This is a genomic window from Virgibacillus sp. FSP13, assembly GCF_054048505.1.
Genome location: NZ_JBSVKG010000021.1, coordinates 26536 through 43690, shown reverse-complemented (window position 1 = coordinate 43690; position 17155 = coordinate 26536). Strand labels below are relative to the sequence as shown.

General features: G+C 37.3%; 14 protein-coding genes. 5 read left to right on the top strand and 9 right to left on the bottom strand.

What is annotated here, in order from left to right; all coding sequences use genetic code 11:
• Positions 1 to 413: 413 nt before the first annotated feature.
• Complete coding sequence (guaB, locus tag ACW2QC_RS15545) at positions 414 to 1883, bottom strand: IMP dehydrogenase (protein ID WP_457544861.1); 1470 nt, start codon at positions 1881 to 1883, stop codon at positions 414 to 416.
• A 161-nt stretch (positions 1884 to 2044) separates the two neighbouring features.
• Between guaB and ACW2QC_RS15540 the strand changes: the two genes are divergently transcribed.
• Entirely contained in the window at positions 2045 to 3001 is a 957-nt protein-coding gene (locus ACW2QC_RS15540) for a YaaC family protein (protein ID WP_457544860.1), read from the top strand.
• 74 nt (positions 3002 to 3075) lie between these two features.
• Here ACW2QC_RS15540 and ACW2QC_RS15535 read toward each other — a convergent pair whose 3' ends face one another.
• The 8 genes from ACW2QC_RS15535 to dnaA all read right to left on the bottom strand — a co-directional run bounded on the left by ACW2QC_RS15535 (position 3076) and on the right by dnaA (position 13506).
• The gene (locus ACW2QC_RS15535) at positions 3076 to 4170 is read right to left on the bottom strand and encodes an HD-GYP domain-containing protein (protein ID WP_457544859.1); all 1095 of its coding nucleotides are present in this window, start codon (positions 4168 to 4170) and stop codon (positions 3076 to 3078) included.
• A gap of 79 nt (positions 4171 to 4249) precedes the next feature.
• Positions 4250 to 6769: a DNA gyrase subunit A gene (gene gyrA / locus ACW2QC_RS15530; protein WP_457544858.1), complete on the bottom strand. Its 2520-nt coding sequence runs from the start codon at positions 6767 to 6769 to the stop codon at positions 4250 to 4252.
• Between the two features lie 117 nt (positions 6770 to 6886).
• Positions 6887 to 8812, bottom strand: coding sequence for a DNA topoisomerase (ATP-hydrolyzing) subunit B (gyrB, locus tag ACW2QC_RS15525; protein WP_457544857.1), 1926 nt, complete (start codon positions 8810 to 8812; stop codon positions 6887 to 6889).
• Positions 8813 to 8864: 52 nt separating this feature from the next.
• Positions 8865 to 9158, bottom strand: a complete 294-nt coding sequence (gene remB / locus ACW2QC_RS15520) for an extracellular matrix regulator RemB (protein ID WP_457544856.1) — start codon at positions 9156 to 9158, stop codon at positions 8865 to 8867.
• Between the two features lie 30 nt (positions 9159 to 9188).
• On the bottom strand, positions 9189 to 10301 hold the full coding sequence (gene recF / locus ACW2QC_RS15515; RefSeq protein ID WP_457544855.1) for a DNA replication/repair protein RecF: 1113 nt from the start codon (positions 10299 to 10301) through the stop codon (positions 9189 to 9191).
• Between the two features lie 51 nt (positions 10302 to 10352).
• Positions 10353 to 10577, bottom strand: coding sequence for a S4 domain-containing protein YaaA (gene yaaA, locus ACW2QC_RS15510; protein ID WP_457544854.1), 225 nt, complete (start codon positions 10575 to 10577; stop codon positions 10353 to 10355).
• Between the two features lie 258 nt (positions 10578 to 10835).
• Complete coding sequence (gene dnaN / locus ACW2QC_RS15505) at positions 10836 to 11972, bottom strand: DNA polymerase III subunit beta (protein WP_457544853.1); 1137 nt, start codon at positions 11970 to 11972, stop codon at positions 10836 to 10838.
• A gap of 184 nt (positions 11973 to 12156) precedes the next feature.
• The gene (gene dnaA, locus ACW2QC_RS15500; RefSeq protein ID WP_457544852.1) at positions 12157 to 13506 is read right to left on the bottom strand and encodes a chromosomal replication initiator protein DnaA; all 1350 of its coding nucleotides are present in this window, start codon (positions 13504 to 13506) and stop codon (positions 12157 to 12159) included.
• Between the two features lie 618 nt (positions 13507 to 14124).
• Here dnaA and rpmH point away from each other — a divergent pair.
• The 4 genes from rpmH (at position 14125) to jag (ending at position 16356) form a co-directional block, all read left to right on the top strand.
• Positions 14125 to 14259, top strand: coding sequence for a 50S ribosomal protein L34 (gene rpmH, locus ACW2QC_RS15495; RefSeq protein ID WP_019377820.1), 135 nt, complete (start codon positions 14125 to 14127; stop codon positions 14257 to 14259).
• A gap of 210 nt (positions 14260 to 14469) precedes the next feature.
• Positions 14470 to 14817 (top strand): ribonuclease P protein component, encoded by a 348-nt coding sequence (rnpA, locus tag ACW2QC_RS15490; protein WP_457544851.1) that lies wholly within the window; start codon positions 14470 to 14472, stop codon positions 14815 to 14817.
• A gap of 154 nt (positions 14818 to 14971) precedes the next feature.
• Complete coding sequence (spoIIIJ, locus tag ACW2QC_RS15485) at positions 14972 to 15745, top strand: YidC family membrane integrase SpoIIIJ (protein ID WP_457544850.1); 774 nt, start codon at positions 14972 to 14974, stop codon at positions 15743 to 15745.
• Positions 15742 to 16356: an RNA-binding cell elongation regulator Jag/EloR gene (gene jag, locus ACW2QC_RS15480; protein WP_457544849.1), complete on the top strand. Its 615-nt coding sequence runs from the start codon at positions 15742 to 15744 to the stop codon at positions 16354 to 16356. Before spoIIIJ ends, jag begins: the two co-directional genes overlap by 4 nt.
• The last annotated feature ends 799 nt before the right edge of the window (positions 16357 to 17155 follow it).

Here is a 17155-nt window from a genome sequence, read left to right as displayed (position 1 = left end):
GTCTTCAGACTGTTCCTTTTCCCATTGGAGTCTCGCATTTTCCCGCAGCTTAGAATAGCTTTCTGTTCAAGGGAGTAAAAATCCGTGTAACATAGATTCCATGGTTTTCCCCTTTCAATAATTAGAACACTACTACCAGCGTAGGCAGAATACGTAGACTCCTGCGGGAACAGCACGTGTCTGAAGACCCCGCAGCGGCGGTTTTTCCGCGAGGAGGCTGAAGCCGTGCCCGCGGAAAGCGAAGTATTCTGCTGGAGCGGAATCCAAGCACTCTATCATCATTAGAGCCAGAGAAAACATAACGAAAGAGAATTTCCACTGTGTCGCGTTTCTAAAAAGCAACTAAATTTACGAAAAGGGCCTTAAAAAAGATGTCCGTATAAGATACCTAACAATCCCACTTACTTTTAAAGTTATACTGAATAATTAGGTGCTTCTTTCGTAATTTGAACGTCGTGTGGATGGCTTTCGCGTAAGCCTGCATTGGTGATCCGAATAAAGCGTGCTTCTTCTCGCAAAGCGTTAATGGTTGGGGTACCACAATATCCCATACCTGCACGTAATCCACCTAATAATTGGTGGAAGGTATCTGCAAGTGGTCCTTTATATGCTACCCGACCTTCGATACCCTCTGGGACAAGCTTTTTCGTTTCCTCAGATTCCTGAAAATAGCGATCTTTTGACCCTGCCTTCATCGCACCGACAGAACCCATACCACGATAAACTTTATAACGTCTACCTTGGAAGATTTCCGTTTCTCCTGGGCTTTCAGAAACACCAGCAAACATACTACCAAGCATGACAGCATGTGCGCCTGCAGCAAGTGCTTTGACGATATCACCAGAATACTTAATACCACCATCCGCAATAACTGCTACACCATAATCTTGTGCTGCAGTCGCACAATCATTAACTGCAGTGATTTGTGGTACACCGACACCAGCAACGACCCTTGTTGTACAAATTGATCCTGGACCAATCCCAACTTTAACGATTGTTGCACCTGCTTCAATTAATTCCTTTGTTGCTTCAGGTGTAGCCACATTTCCAGCAATAATATCTAAGTCAGGATAAGCTTGTCTAACTGCACGAACTTGATCCAATACCCCTTTTGAATGACCGTGTGCCGTATCAATAACAATCACATCAACGCCAGCTTCAACAAGTTTTTCAATTCGCTTCATTCCATCTGCTGTCACCCCGACAGCTGCGCCAACCAGTAACCTCCCTTGCTTGTCTTTTGCAGCGTTTGGGAATTCGATTACTTTTTCAATATCTTTAATTGTGATCAGGCCTTTTAAAACACCATTTTCATTAATTAAAGGTAGTTTTTCTATTTTATGGCTTTGCAGCAATTTTTCTGCCTCTTCAAGTGTTGTGCCAACAGGTGCTGTTATCAGATTTTCACTTGTCATCACATCATTGATCAATGTTGAATAATCCTGAATAAAGCGTAAGTCACGATTCGTCAAAATACCAATTAATTTCCGGTCATTTTCATTATTGACGACTGGTACACCAGAAATGCGGAATTTTCCCATCAGATGTTCTGCATCATAAACTTGATGTTCTGGGGTTAAAAAGAATGGATCTGTAATAACGCCACTTTCCGAACGTTTGACGCGATCAACCTGCTCAGCTTGGGCTTCAATCGACATATTTTTATGAATAACTCCTAATCCACCTTGACGTGCCATTGCGATCGCCATTGTAGACTCTGTAACTGTATCCATGCCAGCACTAATAATTGGTGCTTTAAGCTTTAGGTTAGGTGACAGCTCGGTTTCCAATTTGACATCTCTAGGTAACACTTCCGACTTGGCCGGGACCAATAACACATCATCAAACGTTAACCCTTCCTTAGAAAATTTATCTTCTCGCATGGTCATCCTCCTTTAATGGATATATCAGTGTAAATTTTTAATCAACTGGATAAACTATTATTGTTATTTACAATACGATATCCAAAACACTTTTTCAACAAAAGATTAAGTTTGTAAAAAAAGAAAATGGATTCAAAATCTTTTAATAGTTGGGGTATATTATGCTGAATTATGATACAACATTATTCTACACTCATTTACAATCACAGGAGACTGCGCGACAGTATTTGCAACAATGCTATAAAAAACTAAACGGTGTCGATGCAGAGGCAAAAAGTTATGAGAACTGTAATGCGTTTATGTATTACCTTGACCATGGAAGACAGTTCTTATCCGCTGGTGTAAAATCACCTGAATTAATGCAGCCAATTTTGCTTTTTTACGGCGCAACCCACTTATTGAAAGCATGTATATTAACAAAACGGCCCAACTACCCTGAATCAACCTCTATCCTGGCACACGGAGTTTCCACAAGAAAGCGAAAAAAGAAGCAATACACCTTTATCCGCGATGAGGTGAAAATTCAGCACAATGGATTGTTTTCTTATGCTGCTCAACATGTATACAACATAAGGAATTTTCCATTTGAAAAGATTAACATGGAGGATTTATTCTCGTTAATTCCAGAAATGAATGATTTATTTTTGTTGTCGGGTGAAGAAAAGTTAGTAGCGATTGGTAATATAGACTCTACTATACTTCATTTCCCCCTATCCTTATTAGATACCTTTCATTTAACAGAAAAGGCATTTGTGAAGCGTATTTCCAACCATCTACCATCAATAATAACTACAAAAGTCGGATCATCAACGATTCAATTACAACTCACAAAACCAATCGAACAGACAACAGGCCCATTTTTTGTAGAACTGAGGCATGGGAAGGTCTACTTTCCAAAGAATAGAGAACACTTTTTGGCGATACCAGAAGTCCTAGTCCATTATTTACTACTATACAATTTAAGTATGGTGAGTCGCTATGAAACAGAATGGTGGGGAGAGTTGTTAGCACTTAAGGCGGAACGAGATTATCCATTTATCAAGCAGTTTCTAGCTATCACTGCTTGGAAAATGCCGATGTTACTTGGGAATGAGTTAGTAGCATTGGCACATGAGTAGAAGAAATCGGCTTTCACACCGACTTTTTCTACGCCATGTTTTCGGACAGTTAGATGCTGATGAATAACGTTCACTTAAAGAATTTCATCAATATACAAAGAAGGTTCGCTTTTTAATGTAATAATTTCATTCGTTTCATCCAGCCGCACTATTGGCCTTGTTGGATCTTTCTCTTCAATGAAAACAATTTCGCCAATATGATGATTAGAAAGCCTAACTTTAGTGCCAGTCGAGAAATTAGTAAGATTTTTAATAAATGCCTGAACCACTTGATGGTCAAGTTGAGAGAACTGATCATTTTGCAACTGTTCAATTGCTTTAAAAGGTGATTGCCGTTCCCGATAAAGCCGTTCACATGTCATTGCATGGTATAAATCACAAACAGCTATTATTCTAGCGTATGAGTGGATTTTTTCTTTAGATAAACCTAATGGGTAGCCGCTTCCATCCATACGTTCGTGATGCTGTACAACCGCAAGTTTAACGGCATTGGTAATGGTTGGTTTCTGTTCAATCAGCCTGTAAGAATAAGTAGGATGCTTTTTAATTTCATCAAGTTCAACTGAAGATAAATCGTCTTCTTTCATGACAATATTAGGGTTGACCCTGGACATTCCACAGTCACATAGAAAACCAGCTAAACCAATTTGTAGCCATTCTCCTTTTTGATACCCCATTTTCCGGGCTATATAAGCAGAGAGTATCCCTAATGAAACACTGTGATGATAAAAGTAATCTTGTTTTTGCACATAATGATTCAATCTAAAAATATCTGACCCTATTTCACTGATGCGTTCTATTAATGGAATTACTAGCTTACGTACCATGGGCATATTAATTGCGCCATGATTTTGCCAGCTGTTAAATAATTTTTTATAACGTTTTACTACGTGCATATAATGATCAAGAAAGGATTCTGCTGTATGATTTATCTCTTTATCTGTGGACGTATTTTGTTTTTGCTCTTTATGTACGTGCGTTGGTTTAAAAAGTTCTCCGTCCTCAAGTTTAGCAGCAACATCGACCGATTCAATTAAAAATTTATGTAGGATAGTAATATGCTGCTCCGTCAATACGGTATTTTTGGGTATAATTGGTCGACTGGTTTTACCCATTACATCACGAATTAGAACACAGCCAGGTATTAATTGTGATGGATTTACATGCATGCATTTTTCCCCCTATCTAGATATAACAAGGTGACCCAGGTTTTACGGTTTACTTCTGAGTCACCTTCTAATTTACTAGTTATTCATCTTCCTGTTCCTCTTGTTCTACTTCTTGTCCTTCTGTTTCATCTATTGGAGCTTCCGGGTTTTCATCTGTTTCTTCTTCATCGTCTTCCTCAATTTTTGCTACTGTAGCAACTTCTTCATTTTCCTGCAAGCGGATCAATCGAACACCTTGTGTATTTCTCCCTGTTTCCGAAATATCTTTAACCGGGATTCGAATTAATACACCGGCAACTGTAATGAGCATGATATCTTCGTCGCCTGTAACTGCCTTTACCGCCACAACATGTCCGGTTTTTTCCGTTAAATTACAGGTGAAAATACCTTTACCGCCACGATTCGTTATCCGATATTCTGATTCCGGCGTTTGTTTTCCGTATCCTTTATTGGTAACGTTTAATATTTTCATGCCTTCCTCTAGAATTTCCATTGAAATAACTTCATCATCATCACGTAATGAAATACCTTTTACACCTGCAGCAGTTCTTCCCATCGAACGAATTTGGTCCTCTGGAAAACGGATAAGGTAGCCGTTTTTCGTGCCAATCATAATATGCTTCGTTCCATCTGTTAACCGAACAGAAATTAATTCATCCTCATCACGTAAATTTAAGGCAATTAGTCCACCTTTACGGATATTAGCAAATTGCGATAGCTTTGTACGCTTAGAAATACCGTATTTCGTTGTAAAGAAGAAATACCAGTCATCAGCAAATTCCTCGACCGTAATAACCGCGTTTACCCACTCATCCTTTTCTACTTGCAAGAGGTTAATAAGTGGAATTCCTTTTGCTGTACGACTAAATTCAGGAATTTCATAGCCCTTCGCTTTATAAACCTTTCCCTTATTGGTAAAGAAGAGCACGGTATCATGTGTTGATGTAGATATTAAATGCTCTACAAAGTCGTCTTCATTTGTTCCCATTCCTTGAATTCCACGACCACCACGTTTTTGTGTACGATACGTAGAAGACGGTAAACGTTTAATATAACCTTTATGTGTTAAGGTGACGACAATATTTTCTTCAGGAATTAGGTCTTCATCTTCAAAAAAGTCAGCACCGCCAACAACAATTTCGGTACGACGATTATCACCATAACGCTCTTTTATCTCTGTTAATTCATCTCGAATAATCTCTAATACTTTTTCTTCATCCGCCAAGATCGCCTTTAATTCATCAATTAATTTTTTAAGTTCATTATATTCATTTTCAATTTTGTCCCGTTCCAAACCTGTTAGGCGCTGAAGACGCATATCTAGTATAGCCTGTGCTTGTTTTTCAGACAGTTGAAAGCGTTCCATTAAACCGTCACGTGCGATATCTGCTGTTTTCGAATTGCGAATCAGTGTGATCACTTCATCAAGATGATCCAAGGCAATCCGTAAACCTTCGAGAATATGGGCACGTGCTTCTGCTTTTCTTAGTTCAAATGCAGTACGACGTTTAATAATTACGATTTGATGGTCTAAATAGTGCTGCAAACATTGCTTTATAGTCAAAACCTTCGGATGACCGTCAACTAACGCCAGCATATTAATTCCAAATGTCGTTTGCAGAGCTGTATACTTGTATAAATTATTTAATACAACATTCGCATTCACATCACGGCGCAGTTCAATAACAACTCGCAAACCGTTTCGATCGGATTCATCACGCAAATCAGTAATTCCGTCAATCCGTTTATCACGGACTAACTCCGCAATTTTCTCAACTAATTTTGCTTTATTTACCTGATATGGCAATTCAGTTGCAATAATGGTTGACTTACCATTTGCTTGTTCTTCAATATCAACTTTAGCACGAATGGTTACCGAACCTTTACCCGTTTCATAAGCTTTACGAATCCCACTGCGACCAAGAATTTGACCGGCAGTTGGGAAATCAGGGCCATGAATATAATTTTCCATTAGTTCATCAATTGTAATTTCCGGGTCTTTACTTACTGCTAAAACAGCATCAATTGTTTCACCCAAATTGTGCGGTGGAATATTCGTTGCCATTCCAACTGCGATTCCTGAAGCACCATTAACAAGTAGATTTGGAAATCGTGAAGGAAATACAGCAGGTTCCCGCTCTGTTCCGTCATAGTTATCCTGATAATCAATCGTATCTTTATTAATGTCACGCAATAATTCCATTGATATTTTTGACATACGGGCTTCGGTATAACGCATTGCCGCAGCGGAGTCACCATCAACTGAACCAAAGTTTCCATGGCCATCAACAAGCATATAACGATAACTGAAATCCTGTGCCATTCTTACCATTGCTTCATAGACAGCAGAGTCACCATGTGGGTGATATTTACCGATTACTTCACCAACAATTCGGGCAGACTTTTTATATGCCTTATCTGCATGCATACCTAAATCATTCATCGCATATAATATTCTGCGATGGACAGGTTTCATTCCGTCACGTACATCAGGGAGTGCACGTGACACAATTACACTCATAGCATAGTCGAGAAATGATGTGCGCATCTCCTGGCTTAAATTCACTTCTCGAACGTTCGGACGTTGTTGATCCGCCATATATTAATCACTCCGTTCATGATGAAAAACGCATTTACTTGGGCTTTTCATCTGACTTCTTTATAAATCCTTTTACCACATTTTTACTTCATTAGGCCCTAAGCGTACGCCTCCCGCTTAAACATCGAGATTCTTAACATATTGAGCGTTCTCCTGGATAAAATTACGTCTAGGTTCTACCTTGTCACCCATTAAGATATCAAAAACCTGATCTGCATCAATTGCATCAGAAGGCTCTACCTGTAATAATGTACGCGTCTCAGGATCCATCGTTGTTTCCCAAAGCTGTGTTGCATTCATTTCACCTAGACCTTTATAACGCTGTAATCCTGGTTTAGGTGTTTTTGGAAGCTCTGCCAATATACGATCTAATTCTTTATCGTCATATGCATAATGGGCCGCTTTTCCTTGCTGTACTTTATAAAGTGGTGGTTGTGCGATATAAATATAACCATGTTCAATTAATGGGCGCATATACCGATAGAAAAATGTTAACAATAATGTTCTAATATGAGCACCATCAACATCAGCATCCGTCATGATGACAACTTTATGGTAACGCGCTTTTGTAATATCAAAGTCCTCTCCAATACCGGTTCCAAGTGCTGTAATCATCATTCGAACTTCATTATTTGATAAAATTCTATCAAGCCGCGCCTTTTCGACGTTTAAAATTTTACCTCGTAATGGGAGAATTGCCTGAAAGTGCCTGTCACGGCCTTGCTTAGCAGAACCACCAGCAGAGTCCCCCTCAACAATGTACAATTCACTAATTTCCGCATCTCTTGATGAACAATCAGCAAGCTTACCTGGTAGATTGGAAACTTCCAATGCACTCTTTCGTCTTGTTAATTCACGAGCTTTTTTCGCCGCCATACGTGCTCGTGAAGCCATTAATCCCTTTTCCACGATGATCTTAGCTGTAGAAGGATTTTCAAATAAGAATGTTGAAAAGGAATCACTAAACGCAGCATCTGTAACGGTACGAACCTCACTGTTTCCTAATTTCGTCTTTGTTTGTCCCTCGAATTGTGGGTCTGGATGTTTAATCGAGACAATTGCTGTCAGTCCTTCACGCACATCATCGCCAGTTAAGTTTGGATCATTTTCTTTAAACAAATTATTTTTCCGCGCATAATCATTGATTACCCGTGTCAAACCTGTTTTAAAGCCTGATTCGTGTGTTCCACCTTCATAGGTATGAATATTGTTGGCAAACGAATAAATATTGCTGGCAAACCCGTCATTATACTGAATTGCAACTTCTACTGTTATTTGCTGTTCCTCAGTTTCAGCATAAAAAGGTGCATGAAGGACTTCTTTTGTTCGATTAATATATTCTACATAGGAGCTGATTCCGCCCTCATAATGATAGCTAATCGGCTCCTCATCTGTGCGCTTGTCTTCAATTGAGATCTTGATCCCTTTATTTAAAAATGCTAACTCACGTACTCGTTGTTGCAGTATTTCAAATTCAAACGCTGTTGTTTCAGTGAAAATCTCTATATCTGGTTTAAAATGTGTAACAGTACCAGTTATTGTTGTTTCACCAATTACTTTAATTTCATCCATTGGTTTACCTTTTTCAAAACCTAGGAAATATATCTTTCCATCACGATGAACGTATACCTCTAAATTACTTGATAGGGCATTAACAACAGAAGCACCAACTCCGTGCAAACCACCAGATACCTTATATCCGCCACCACCGAATTTACCTCCAGCGTGAAGTACTGTCATAATAACTTCAAGTGCCGGTTTACCTGTTTTCTTTTGAATATCGACAGGAATCCCCCGTCCATTATCTTTTACCGTAATACTATTGTCTTTCTCAATAATCACTTGAATATGATCACAATAACCTGCTAATGCTTCATCAATACTATTATCGACAATTTCCCATACAAGGTGGTGCAGGCCTCTTGCGCTCGTTGACCCGATATACATACCAGGCCTTTTTCTTACAGCTTCCAACCCTTCAAGTACTTGAATCTGATCGGCATTATAAGCTTGTTCATTCGTTACCTTATCTTCCATTGACATTCTTTCACCCACATTTCTTCATAAAGAGGGTCATTCCTCTTAAAAAGTTGTCTTATTCATCGTTACTAATCTCTTCTGAGTAATCATCAAGTTTACTTATTGTTGAAATCATACTTGCACGTTTTTTCAGTGTCGGAACTGATAACGTACTAAAGTAGATTTGGTTTGTTGTAATCACAACTGATTTCGTATCAGCTGGTTCGGCCTCACTAACAATGACATTTTTCTTTTTTGCATTATCCATCATTTCTTCCATAATAGAAGAGGATGTAATAACATTGCGATCAATAATTGTTACAACATCTTTAGACTGAATAACTGTGTCATTCCCAATATGAATAAACATCTCATGTCACCACCCTAAAAACGAGTTTCCCTATATTTCTACTGTTCCACCTTTGACACGAAAAAGCTCCGCCTCCCTCAATGTATCGTGGTTGATCCCATCAATACTGGTCGTGGATACGAAGGTTTGAACTTTCCCTTGAATGGTATTTAATAAGTGAGATTGCCGGTAATCATCTAACTCACTCAGCACATCATCAAGTAATAGGACTGGATATTCACCAACTTCATTATAAATCAACTCAATTTCAGCCAACTTTATTGATAATGCAGTTGTCCGTTGTTGCCCTTGTGATCCGAATGTTTGTACATCCTTGTTGTTCACTAAAAAAGTCAAATCATCACGATGTGGCCCGACTAATGTTGTCCCACGTTCAATCTCTTTTTCTTGTATCTCTTGGAATTTATCTAGGTATATAGATTCTATTTTCTCCTTATTTGCCTCTTCTGATACCTCAATTGTCGCACAATACTTGATTTCTAGCTGTTCAAGTTCGCGACTGATGCCATAATGGATTGGACCTGACCATTTCCGAAGTAGATCCATGAATACAAACCGTCGTTCCAATAGTGTTGCAGCATGTTCAATTAACTGCTCCGTTAATACTTGAAGCATTGTCCGATCCTGTGTACCATTTCGTTGCAATTGCTTTAATAAATGATTTCGTTGCTTTAATACCTTTTGATACTGTCCAAGATGATAAACATAGCGGGGCTGGATCTGACCTAGTTCCATATCAATGAAACGTCTGCGAATTTGTGGTGCGCCCTTTACTAAGGTTAAATCTTCGGGGGCAAACATTACGACATTTAATGCTCCAATATAATCACTTAACCGTTGTTGTTCAATACGATTTAGCTTTGCTTTTTTGCCTTTTGACGAGACGACAATTTCAAGTGGAAAGGATTGATTTCGTTTCGTAATCCTACCTTCTATTTTAGCATATTCTTTGTCCCACTGGATAAGTTCTTTTTCTCTTGGCGTTCGATGTGACTTTGTAAATGCTAAAACGTAAATAGCCTCCATCAGATTTGTCTTTCCCTGGGCATTTTCGCCGATAATGAGATTTATTTTATCATCAAATTTAATGTCCTGTTGATCATAGTTCCGGTAATTCTTTAACGTTAATTGCTGAATATGCATGAAAATTCCTCATTTTTCCATATAAAAATTGATGTGTTTATCGCTCATGCTTCATGAATCGTTTTTTACCACGATATAGGAACCGATAGTGTCAATTTCAACTACATCATTTTGATAAAGCTTTCTGCCACGTCGTTTTTCTAATTGGCCATTGACAAGAACACCTTGATCTTGTAAAAAAGCTTTAATCATGCCACCTGATTCAAAGATATTTGCCAATTTTAGGAATTGACCTAATGGAATATAGTCGGTTTTTATTTCTACTTTTTCATGCAATTTTCTCACCACACTCTTTGCAAATTTAATGCGATCAATTAAATAATGTCTATTATCTATTCTACTAAAGTTTTGCAGTTAAGGAAAGGCAGGACCCTATAATTGTTTAAAACGGCCTTAATGCCCCTGGAAATTACGTTAAAAAAGACAAAAGCTCTTATCTTGAAGCAACAAAAACTAGAGTGCTAAACCATTAGCACTCTAGTTGCATTATTATTTACGATTTTCTCCAAACAAAGCGAAAACGGCTTTACTGAATTAGTAAGTTCGTACAGGTAGGATGAGCTGCAAGATTGGTTCTTCGTTTACTGGACGGATGATGAATGGGCGCATTGCCCCAGTGAATTCTATTTTCACATCATCATATTCAATTGCCTTCAATGCATCTAACATATATTTAGCACTGAATGAGATTTTTAATTCTTCGCCTTCCATGGATTGGACAGCAATTTCTTCAGCAACCCTACCTATCTCTGGAGAATTACTTGTGATTTCCAAAATATTGTCACCTTTTGTTGATAGCTTTACCACATTATTTCGTTCATCTTTGGCAAGTAGAGAGGCACGATCAATTGTGTGCATCAAATCTTTTGTTTTAACAAATAATACGGTTTTGCTTTGTTCTGGAATTAATCGTGACGTTTCTGGATAGTTTCCGTCTAATAACCGTGATAGAAAGTATAAATGCTTCGTACTGAATAGAATTTGGTTATTTGTCACACTAATTTCCACTGGCTCTTCCGTGTCATCTAATATTTTATTTAATTCTGTTAAACTTTTGCCCGGAACAACAACATTAGAAAATTCAACTGTTGCTCCATTTACTGGAATATCACGGGATGCCAGGCGATGACTATCTGTCGCAGTGAAACTTAATAAATTATTACTCAGTTTAAGACTAACCCCAGTTAGAATTGGCCGTGTCTCCATCGTTGAAACAGCGAATACAGTCTGTTTAATTAAGCTTTTTAGTAAATCTGTTGGCAGATTAAAACTATCTTCTGTCTGTAACTTTGGTAATTGAGGGTATTCCTCAGCATCTTGACCGTTCAAATTAAATTCCGCTTTACCGGAACGAATGGTTACTTTTAAATTTGCGTCAGCTTCAATTTCTACTGTTTTTTCCGGCAATTTACGAACAATATCTGGGAAGTAACGTGCCTGTAATACAATGCTTCCTTCTTCAATGTTTTCAACATGTACGATTCCATCTTCTTCAGCTGGAATATAAGATTCAATTGAAATATCTGAGTCACTTCCAGTTAATGTTATTCCGTGTTTTCGTGCATCTATTTTCATTCCTGTCAGAATCGGTATTGCTGTTCTTGACGAGATTGCTTTCATTACATCTTGAACACTCGCAATTAATTGCTCGCGTTGAATGATAAATTTCATGAAATAAATCCTCCTAGTGGAAGTTATTTATAATTATTTTTTTATAAAAATATAGTAATAATAATAATAAGCTGTGTGATTATGTGGATAACCAAGTTCTATAGTTGAAGATACTAGTTATACACATGTGGATAGATTGTTGATAATTTTGTAACGCAATCCACATTGTTCACATGTTTATAAATTAAAATGACTTCAATTGCTCTTTAATATTTTCGATATCCTTATCGAGCAATGTATCATTTTCCAGCATTTTTGATATTTTTTCATGTGCATGGATGACAGTTGTATGATCACGCCCACCAAATTCTTCGCCAATTTTAGGCAGTGAGAAATCAGTTAGTTCCCTTGATAAATACATGGCGATTTGTCTAGGGAAGGCAATCTGCTTTGTTCGCTTTTTCGCCGCAAAATCTTCTAATTTGACATCATATTTTTCTCCAACGACTTGTTGAATTTTAGCGATGGTGATGACTTTTGGTTTACTGCTTGGGATTATGTCTTTTAATGCGTCAGCAGTGAGTGATGCATCAATGTCTCGATTAACTAAAGATGAATAGGCTACTACACGAATTAATGCACCTTCAAGTTCACGGATATTGGTATCAATTTGATTCGCAATATAATTCATAGCTTCATTTGGAATATCCAATCCTTCTGCTTTTGCCTTTTTATTTAGTATGGCAATTCTTGTCTCTAGATCTGGTGGCGTAATATCTGTAATTAATCCCCACTCAAAACGAGAACGTAAGCGATCTTCTAGTGTTGGAATTTCTTTAGGTGGACGATCACTTGAAATGATGATTTGTTTACTTTCTTCATGTAGTGCATTAAAAGTATGGAAAAATTCTTCTTGAGTTGATTCTTTTCCAGCTATAAATTGAATATCATCAATCAATAGAATGTCAACATTACGATATTTGTTTCGGAAGTTTGCTGTTTTGTTGTCCATAATTGCGTTGATAAACTCATTGGTAAATTTCTCTGACGTTATATAGACAACATTTGCCTTAGGGTTATGCTCCCGAACATAATGTCCAATCGCATGCATTAGATGTGTTTTACCTAGGCCAACACCACCATAAATAAATAGGGGGTTGTATGCCTTAGCCGGTGCTTCTGCAACTGCAAGTGATGCAGCATGGGCAAAACGATTTCCTGATCCGATAACAAATGTATCAAAAATATAATTAGGGTTAAGCATGGTTTTTGGCATATCTTTAGCCTGGTTATTTTCAACGTTAGGAACAGTTTTAGGGACCTTTTCGACTTCATTTGTTTCAGGGCCTTCAGGAATCACAAATTTTACAGTTAGTTTTGCACCAGTAATATCAAATAATATTTCAGAAATTAATTCTGTATATCTGCTTTCTAACCAATCCTTTGAAAATTCATTTGGGGCGGAAACAGTTAACGTGTCATCTTTTAAAGAATCTGCTTTTGTATTTTTCAGCCATGTTTCAAAGCTAGGCTTACTAATTTTTTCTTCGATCACTTCTAACGTGGCAATCCATAATTCATTGATGTTTTCCAAGTTGGTTTCACTCCTTTCAGGGAAAATTGATGATAGAAAAAGCCTCTCTCAATCTTTCTATTGCTGTGTATACGAAAGATGGAAAGGCACTTTTTAAGCAAAAAATAAACTAACCTATAAGCAAATGGAATAGGAGAATAGAAAAAATTATATATTTTATGCTGTGAATAGAAAGGTATTGTATATAAAGTTGTAACAGCATTTATATACATTGTCCACCTGATTGTTGATAAGTTGATTAACAGAGATGTGAACAACTATCCACAGGTTATTCACAAACTGTGGATAGTTGAAATCGCTGTTTACTTTTTCCACATGTTAAAACACAAATATAATACCAAAAAAAACAGCGATGTGCAACGTTCTTTCGACAGTTATCCACATATTCTACACGTTGTGAAGAAAATTTATCCACACTACTATATTTTGTGATTATCTTGTCGATTATTGTTGTGGATGAAAAAAACAGGTTGAAAAAATTTAAACATAGGCCTGTGGATAATTGGAATGGAATGACAGTTGACAAAATCCTGGTGTTTTACGTATAATTAACGAGACTGTCTGATAGGATATGTTTTTAAATTGAATTTTTTAGTTCCTTTGGGAGGTGCATGATAGATGAAAAGAACGTTTCAACCAAATAATCGTAAACGTAAAAAGGTACATGGCTTTCGCACGCGTATGAGTACAAAAAACGGACGTAAAGTTTTAGCTCGTCGTCGTCGTAAAGGAAGAAAAGTATTATCTGCATAGGCCACTGAATAAAGTCAGTGGTCTTTTTTCCACTTTCAGAAAGAAAGAACTACCTTATTTGAAAGTTTTAAAGGATTAGGCAGTGATTCCTTTTTAATGGAAGCTGCTTAAATCCGTTTCTTTAGATTAGGGAAAAACTCTGAGGTTAAAAAATTCACCGTTGTTATTAAAATGAGATGGATCAGTTAGTTTATTTAAAAGGTGATTAAGATGAAGAAGGCATTTCGTATTAAAGATAATAAAGAATTTCAACATGTATTTAAAAAAGGGAAGTCATTTGCTAATCGACAACTTGTTATTTATTATCTGCAAAAACCTAACCAAAGTCATTTCCGAATTGGTCTTTCAGTTGGGAAGAAAATCGGGAATGCGGTTACTAGAAATCGGATAAAACGATATTTGCGTCAAGCATTTCATGAATTGGAGAAAAAAGTATATACCAATTATGATATTATCATCATTGCCAGACAGCCAACAAAGGAAATGGATTTTCATCATATAAAAAAAAGTTTAGTTCATTTACTCTCGAAAGAACGATTGTTAAAAAAATATAATTAATTGTAGATTTTATATAGAATCTTATATAACATTAATGATAAACTAATACTATAAAAGAACGTTTACATAGGTTTTTTCTACCTGGATTTAATATCTAGCGACTAGTTAGGCCCCTAAAGTGTTCCCGCGCTTTTTAAAGTTAGGAGGAAATAGAGTGCGTAAAAAGATTTTTCTGCTTGCAACCTTAATCGGCTTGCTGGCATTGCTTTCAGGGTGTACAGAAATTAATGAACCAATCACACCTGAAAGTGAAGGATTTTGGAATTCATATTTTGTATATCCAATGTCATGGGTAATTACTTATTTTGCGGAAATGTTTAATGAAAATTATGGATTGTCAATTGTAATTGTAACGATTATTATTCGCTTGATCCTTTTGCCGTTAAACGTGAAGCAATTAAAAAGCTCAAAGGCAATGCAGGATATCCAACCAGAATTAAAGGAAATTCAACAAAAATATAGTTCAAAAGATGCAAATACACAACAAAAATTGCAACAAGAAACAATGGCGTTATTTCAGAAACATGGCGTTAATCCACTTGCTGGGTGTTTGCCGATTTTTGTACAAATGCCGATTTTAATCGCCTTTTATCATGCGATAAGAAGAACAGAAGAAATTCAAACGCATCACTTCTTATGGTTTGAATTAGGGTCACCGGATCCATTCTATATTTTACCTTTGGTCGCTGGTGCAGCAACATTCCTGCAGCAAAAATTAATGATGGCAGGTAATCCTGCTGGGCAAAACCCACAAATGATGGTTATGCTTTATGTTATGCCAATTATGATTACAGTTTTTGCAATGTTCTTCCCATCTGCATTGGCATTATATTGGGTAGTTGGTAACATCTTTATGGTTGCACAGACTCTTTTTATCCGGAAACCAATGATGAACAATAGTAATGGTAATGGAGGAGAGAAAAAGTGAAAGAAATAACTGCTAGTGGACAAACGGTTGAGGAAGCGGTCCAGTCAGCATTAGAGCAGTTAAACACAACAAGGGACCATGTTGAAATTGATATTATTGACGAAGGAAAAAAAGGACTTCTTGGTGTCTTTGGATCGAAACGAGCAATCGTCAAGGTATCAATTAAAAAAAATCAAGTCGAACAGGCAGAAGTATTCCTTAAAGAAGTTATAGATAATATGAATGTTTCTGCTGATGTAACTACAAAAGTTGAAGGTAACCATGTAACGTATAACTTAACAGGTGATAAAATTGCAATGTTGATCGGAAAACGCGGTCAAACATTGAATGCCTTGCAATATTTAGTTCAACTCGCAATAAATAAGGGTGAAGGACAATTTTATAATGTTACAGTTGATGCAGAAGGTTACCGTGAACGGAGAAGAGAGACACTGTACTCTTTAGCAGGAAAAATGGCAGATAAAGCAATGCGACTTAATAAAAAGGTGGCACTTGAGCCAATGCCAGCATATGAACGTAAAATTATTCATAGTGCCCTACAGGGAAATGACAACATCTCCACATATTCTGATGGAGTTGAGCCACATCGGCATATCGTTATTAAACCTTAAATTTTACCTGAGCGATGATCCTTAATTTAGGATTATCGCTTTTTTTGTGGCTCTAAAATATTGATGTTTTTTACACAATAGATATAAACTGCGACGTAGAAGGGTTCAAAATTGCCGCTACGGAAAATACACTACGCTTTCCGCGGGCAACGCTTCAGCTTCCTCGGAAGAAAAGCACTTCCTGCGGGATCTTCAGCTGTTGCTTTTCCCGCAGGAGTCTACGTGTATTTCCTTCGCTGGTGTTGGCTTTATCATATTATTCCCATTATATATGCTTGATTACAGGGAAATAAAGCATATATTTCCTCGCAAGCATCCCGTATACACGGAGACTCCTGGGGGAAGAGAGGCATCGGTGAGACCCCGCAGTGCGTAAGGGGAACAAAGGCTAAGGTCGCCACGTCCTGTGGCAACGCCTTCGTGACCAACGTCGTGTTGGCCTGAGGAGGCTCAACAGCCGCCCCCGGAAAGCGAAGTGTATTTCCGTAGCGGTAATTTGTGCGCAGTTTCATCAACTACGAAATAAAAAAAGCAACAAACATTACGTAAAGGGCCGAAGTTTAAGAAAAGCATCCACTTTGATTATGTGACCAAGGTGGGTGCTTTTCTTATGCACTTGTTGACATTATTTTATTTGAAAATTTGTCGATTATGCACATGTGGATAACTAGTAAGCGAAATTAAACCAGAAAACTATTGTGGATAAGTTTATTTTTGATTAAAATTGTGGTATTCTATTAAGTTAGTGACGCTAAAAATTATTTTTTTATTATAGATGGAAAAATGTTGGTTTTAATGG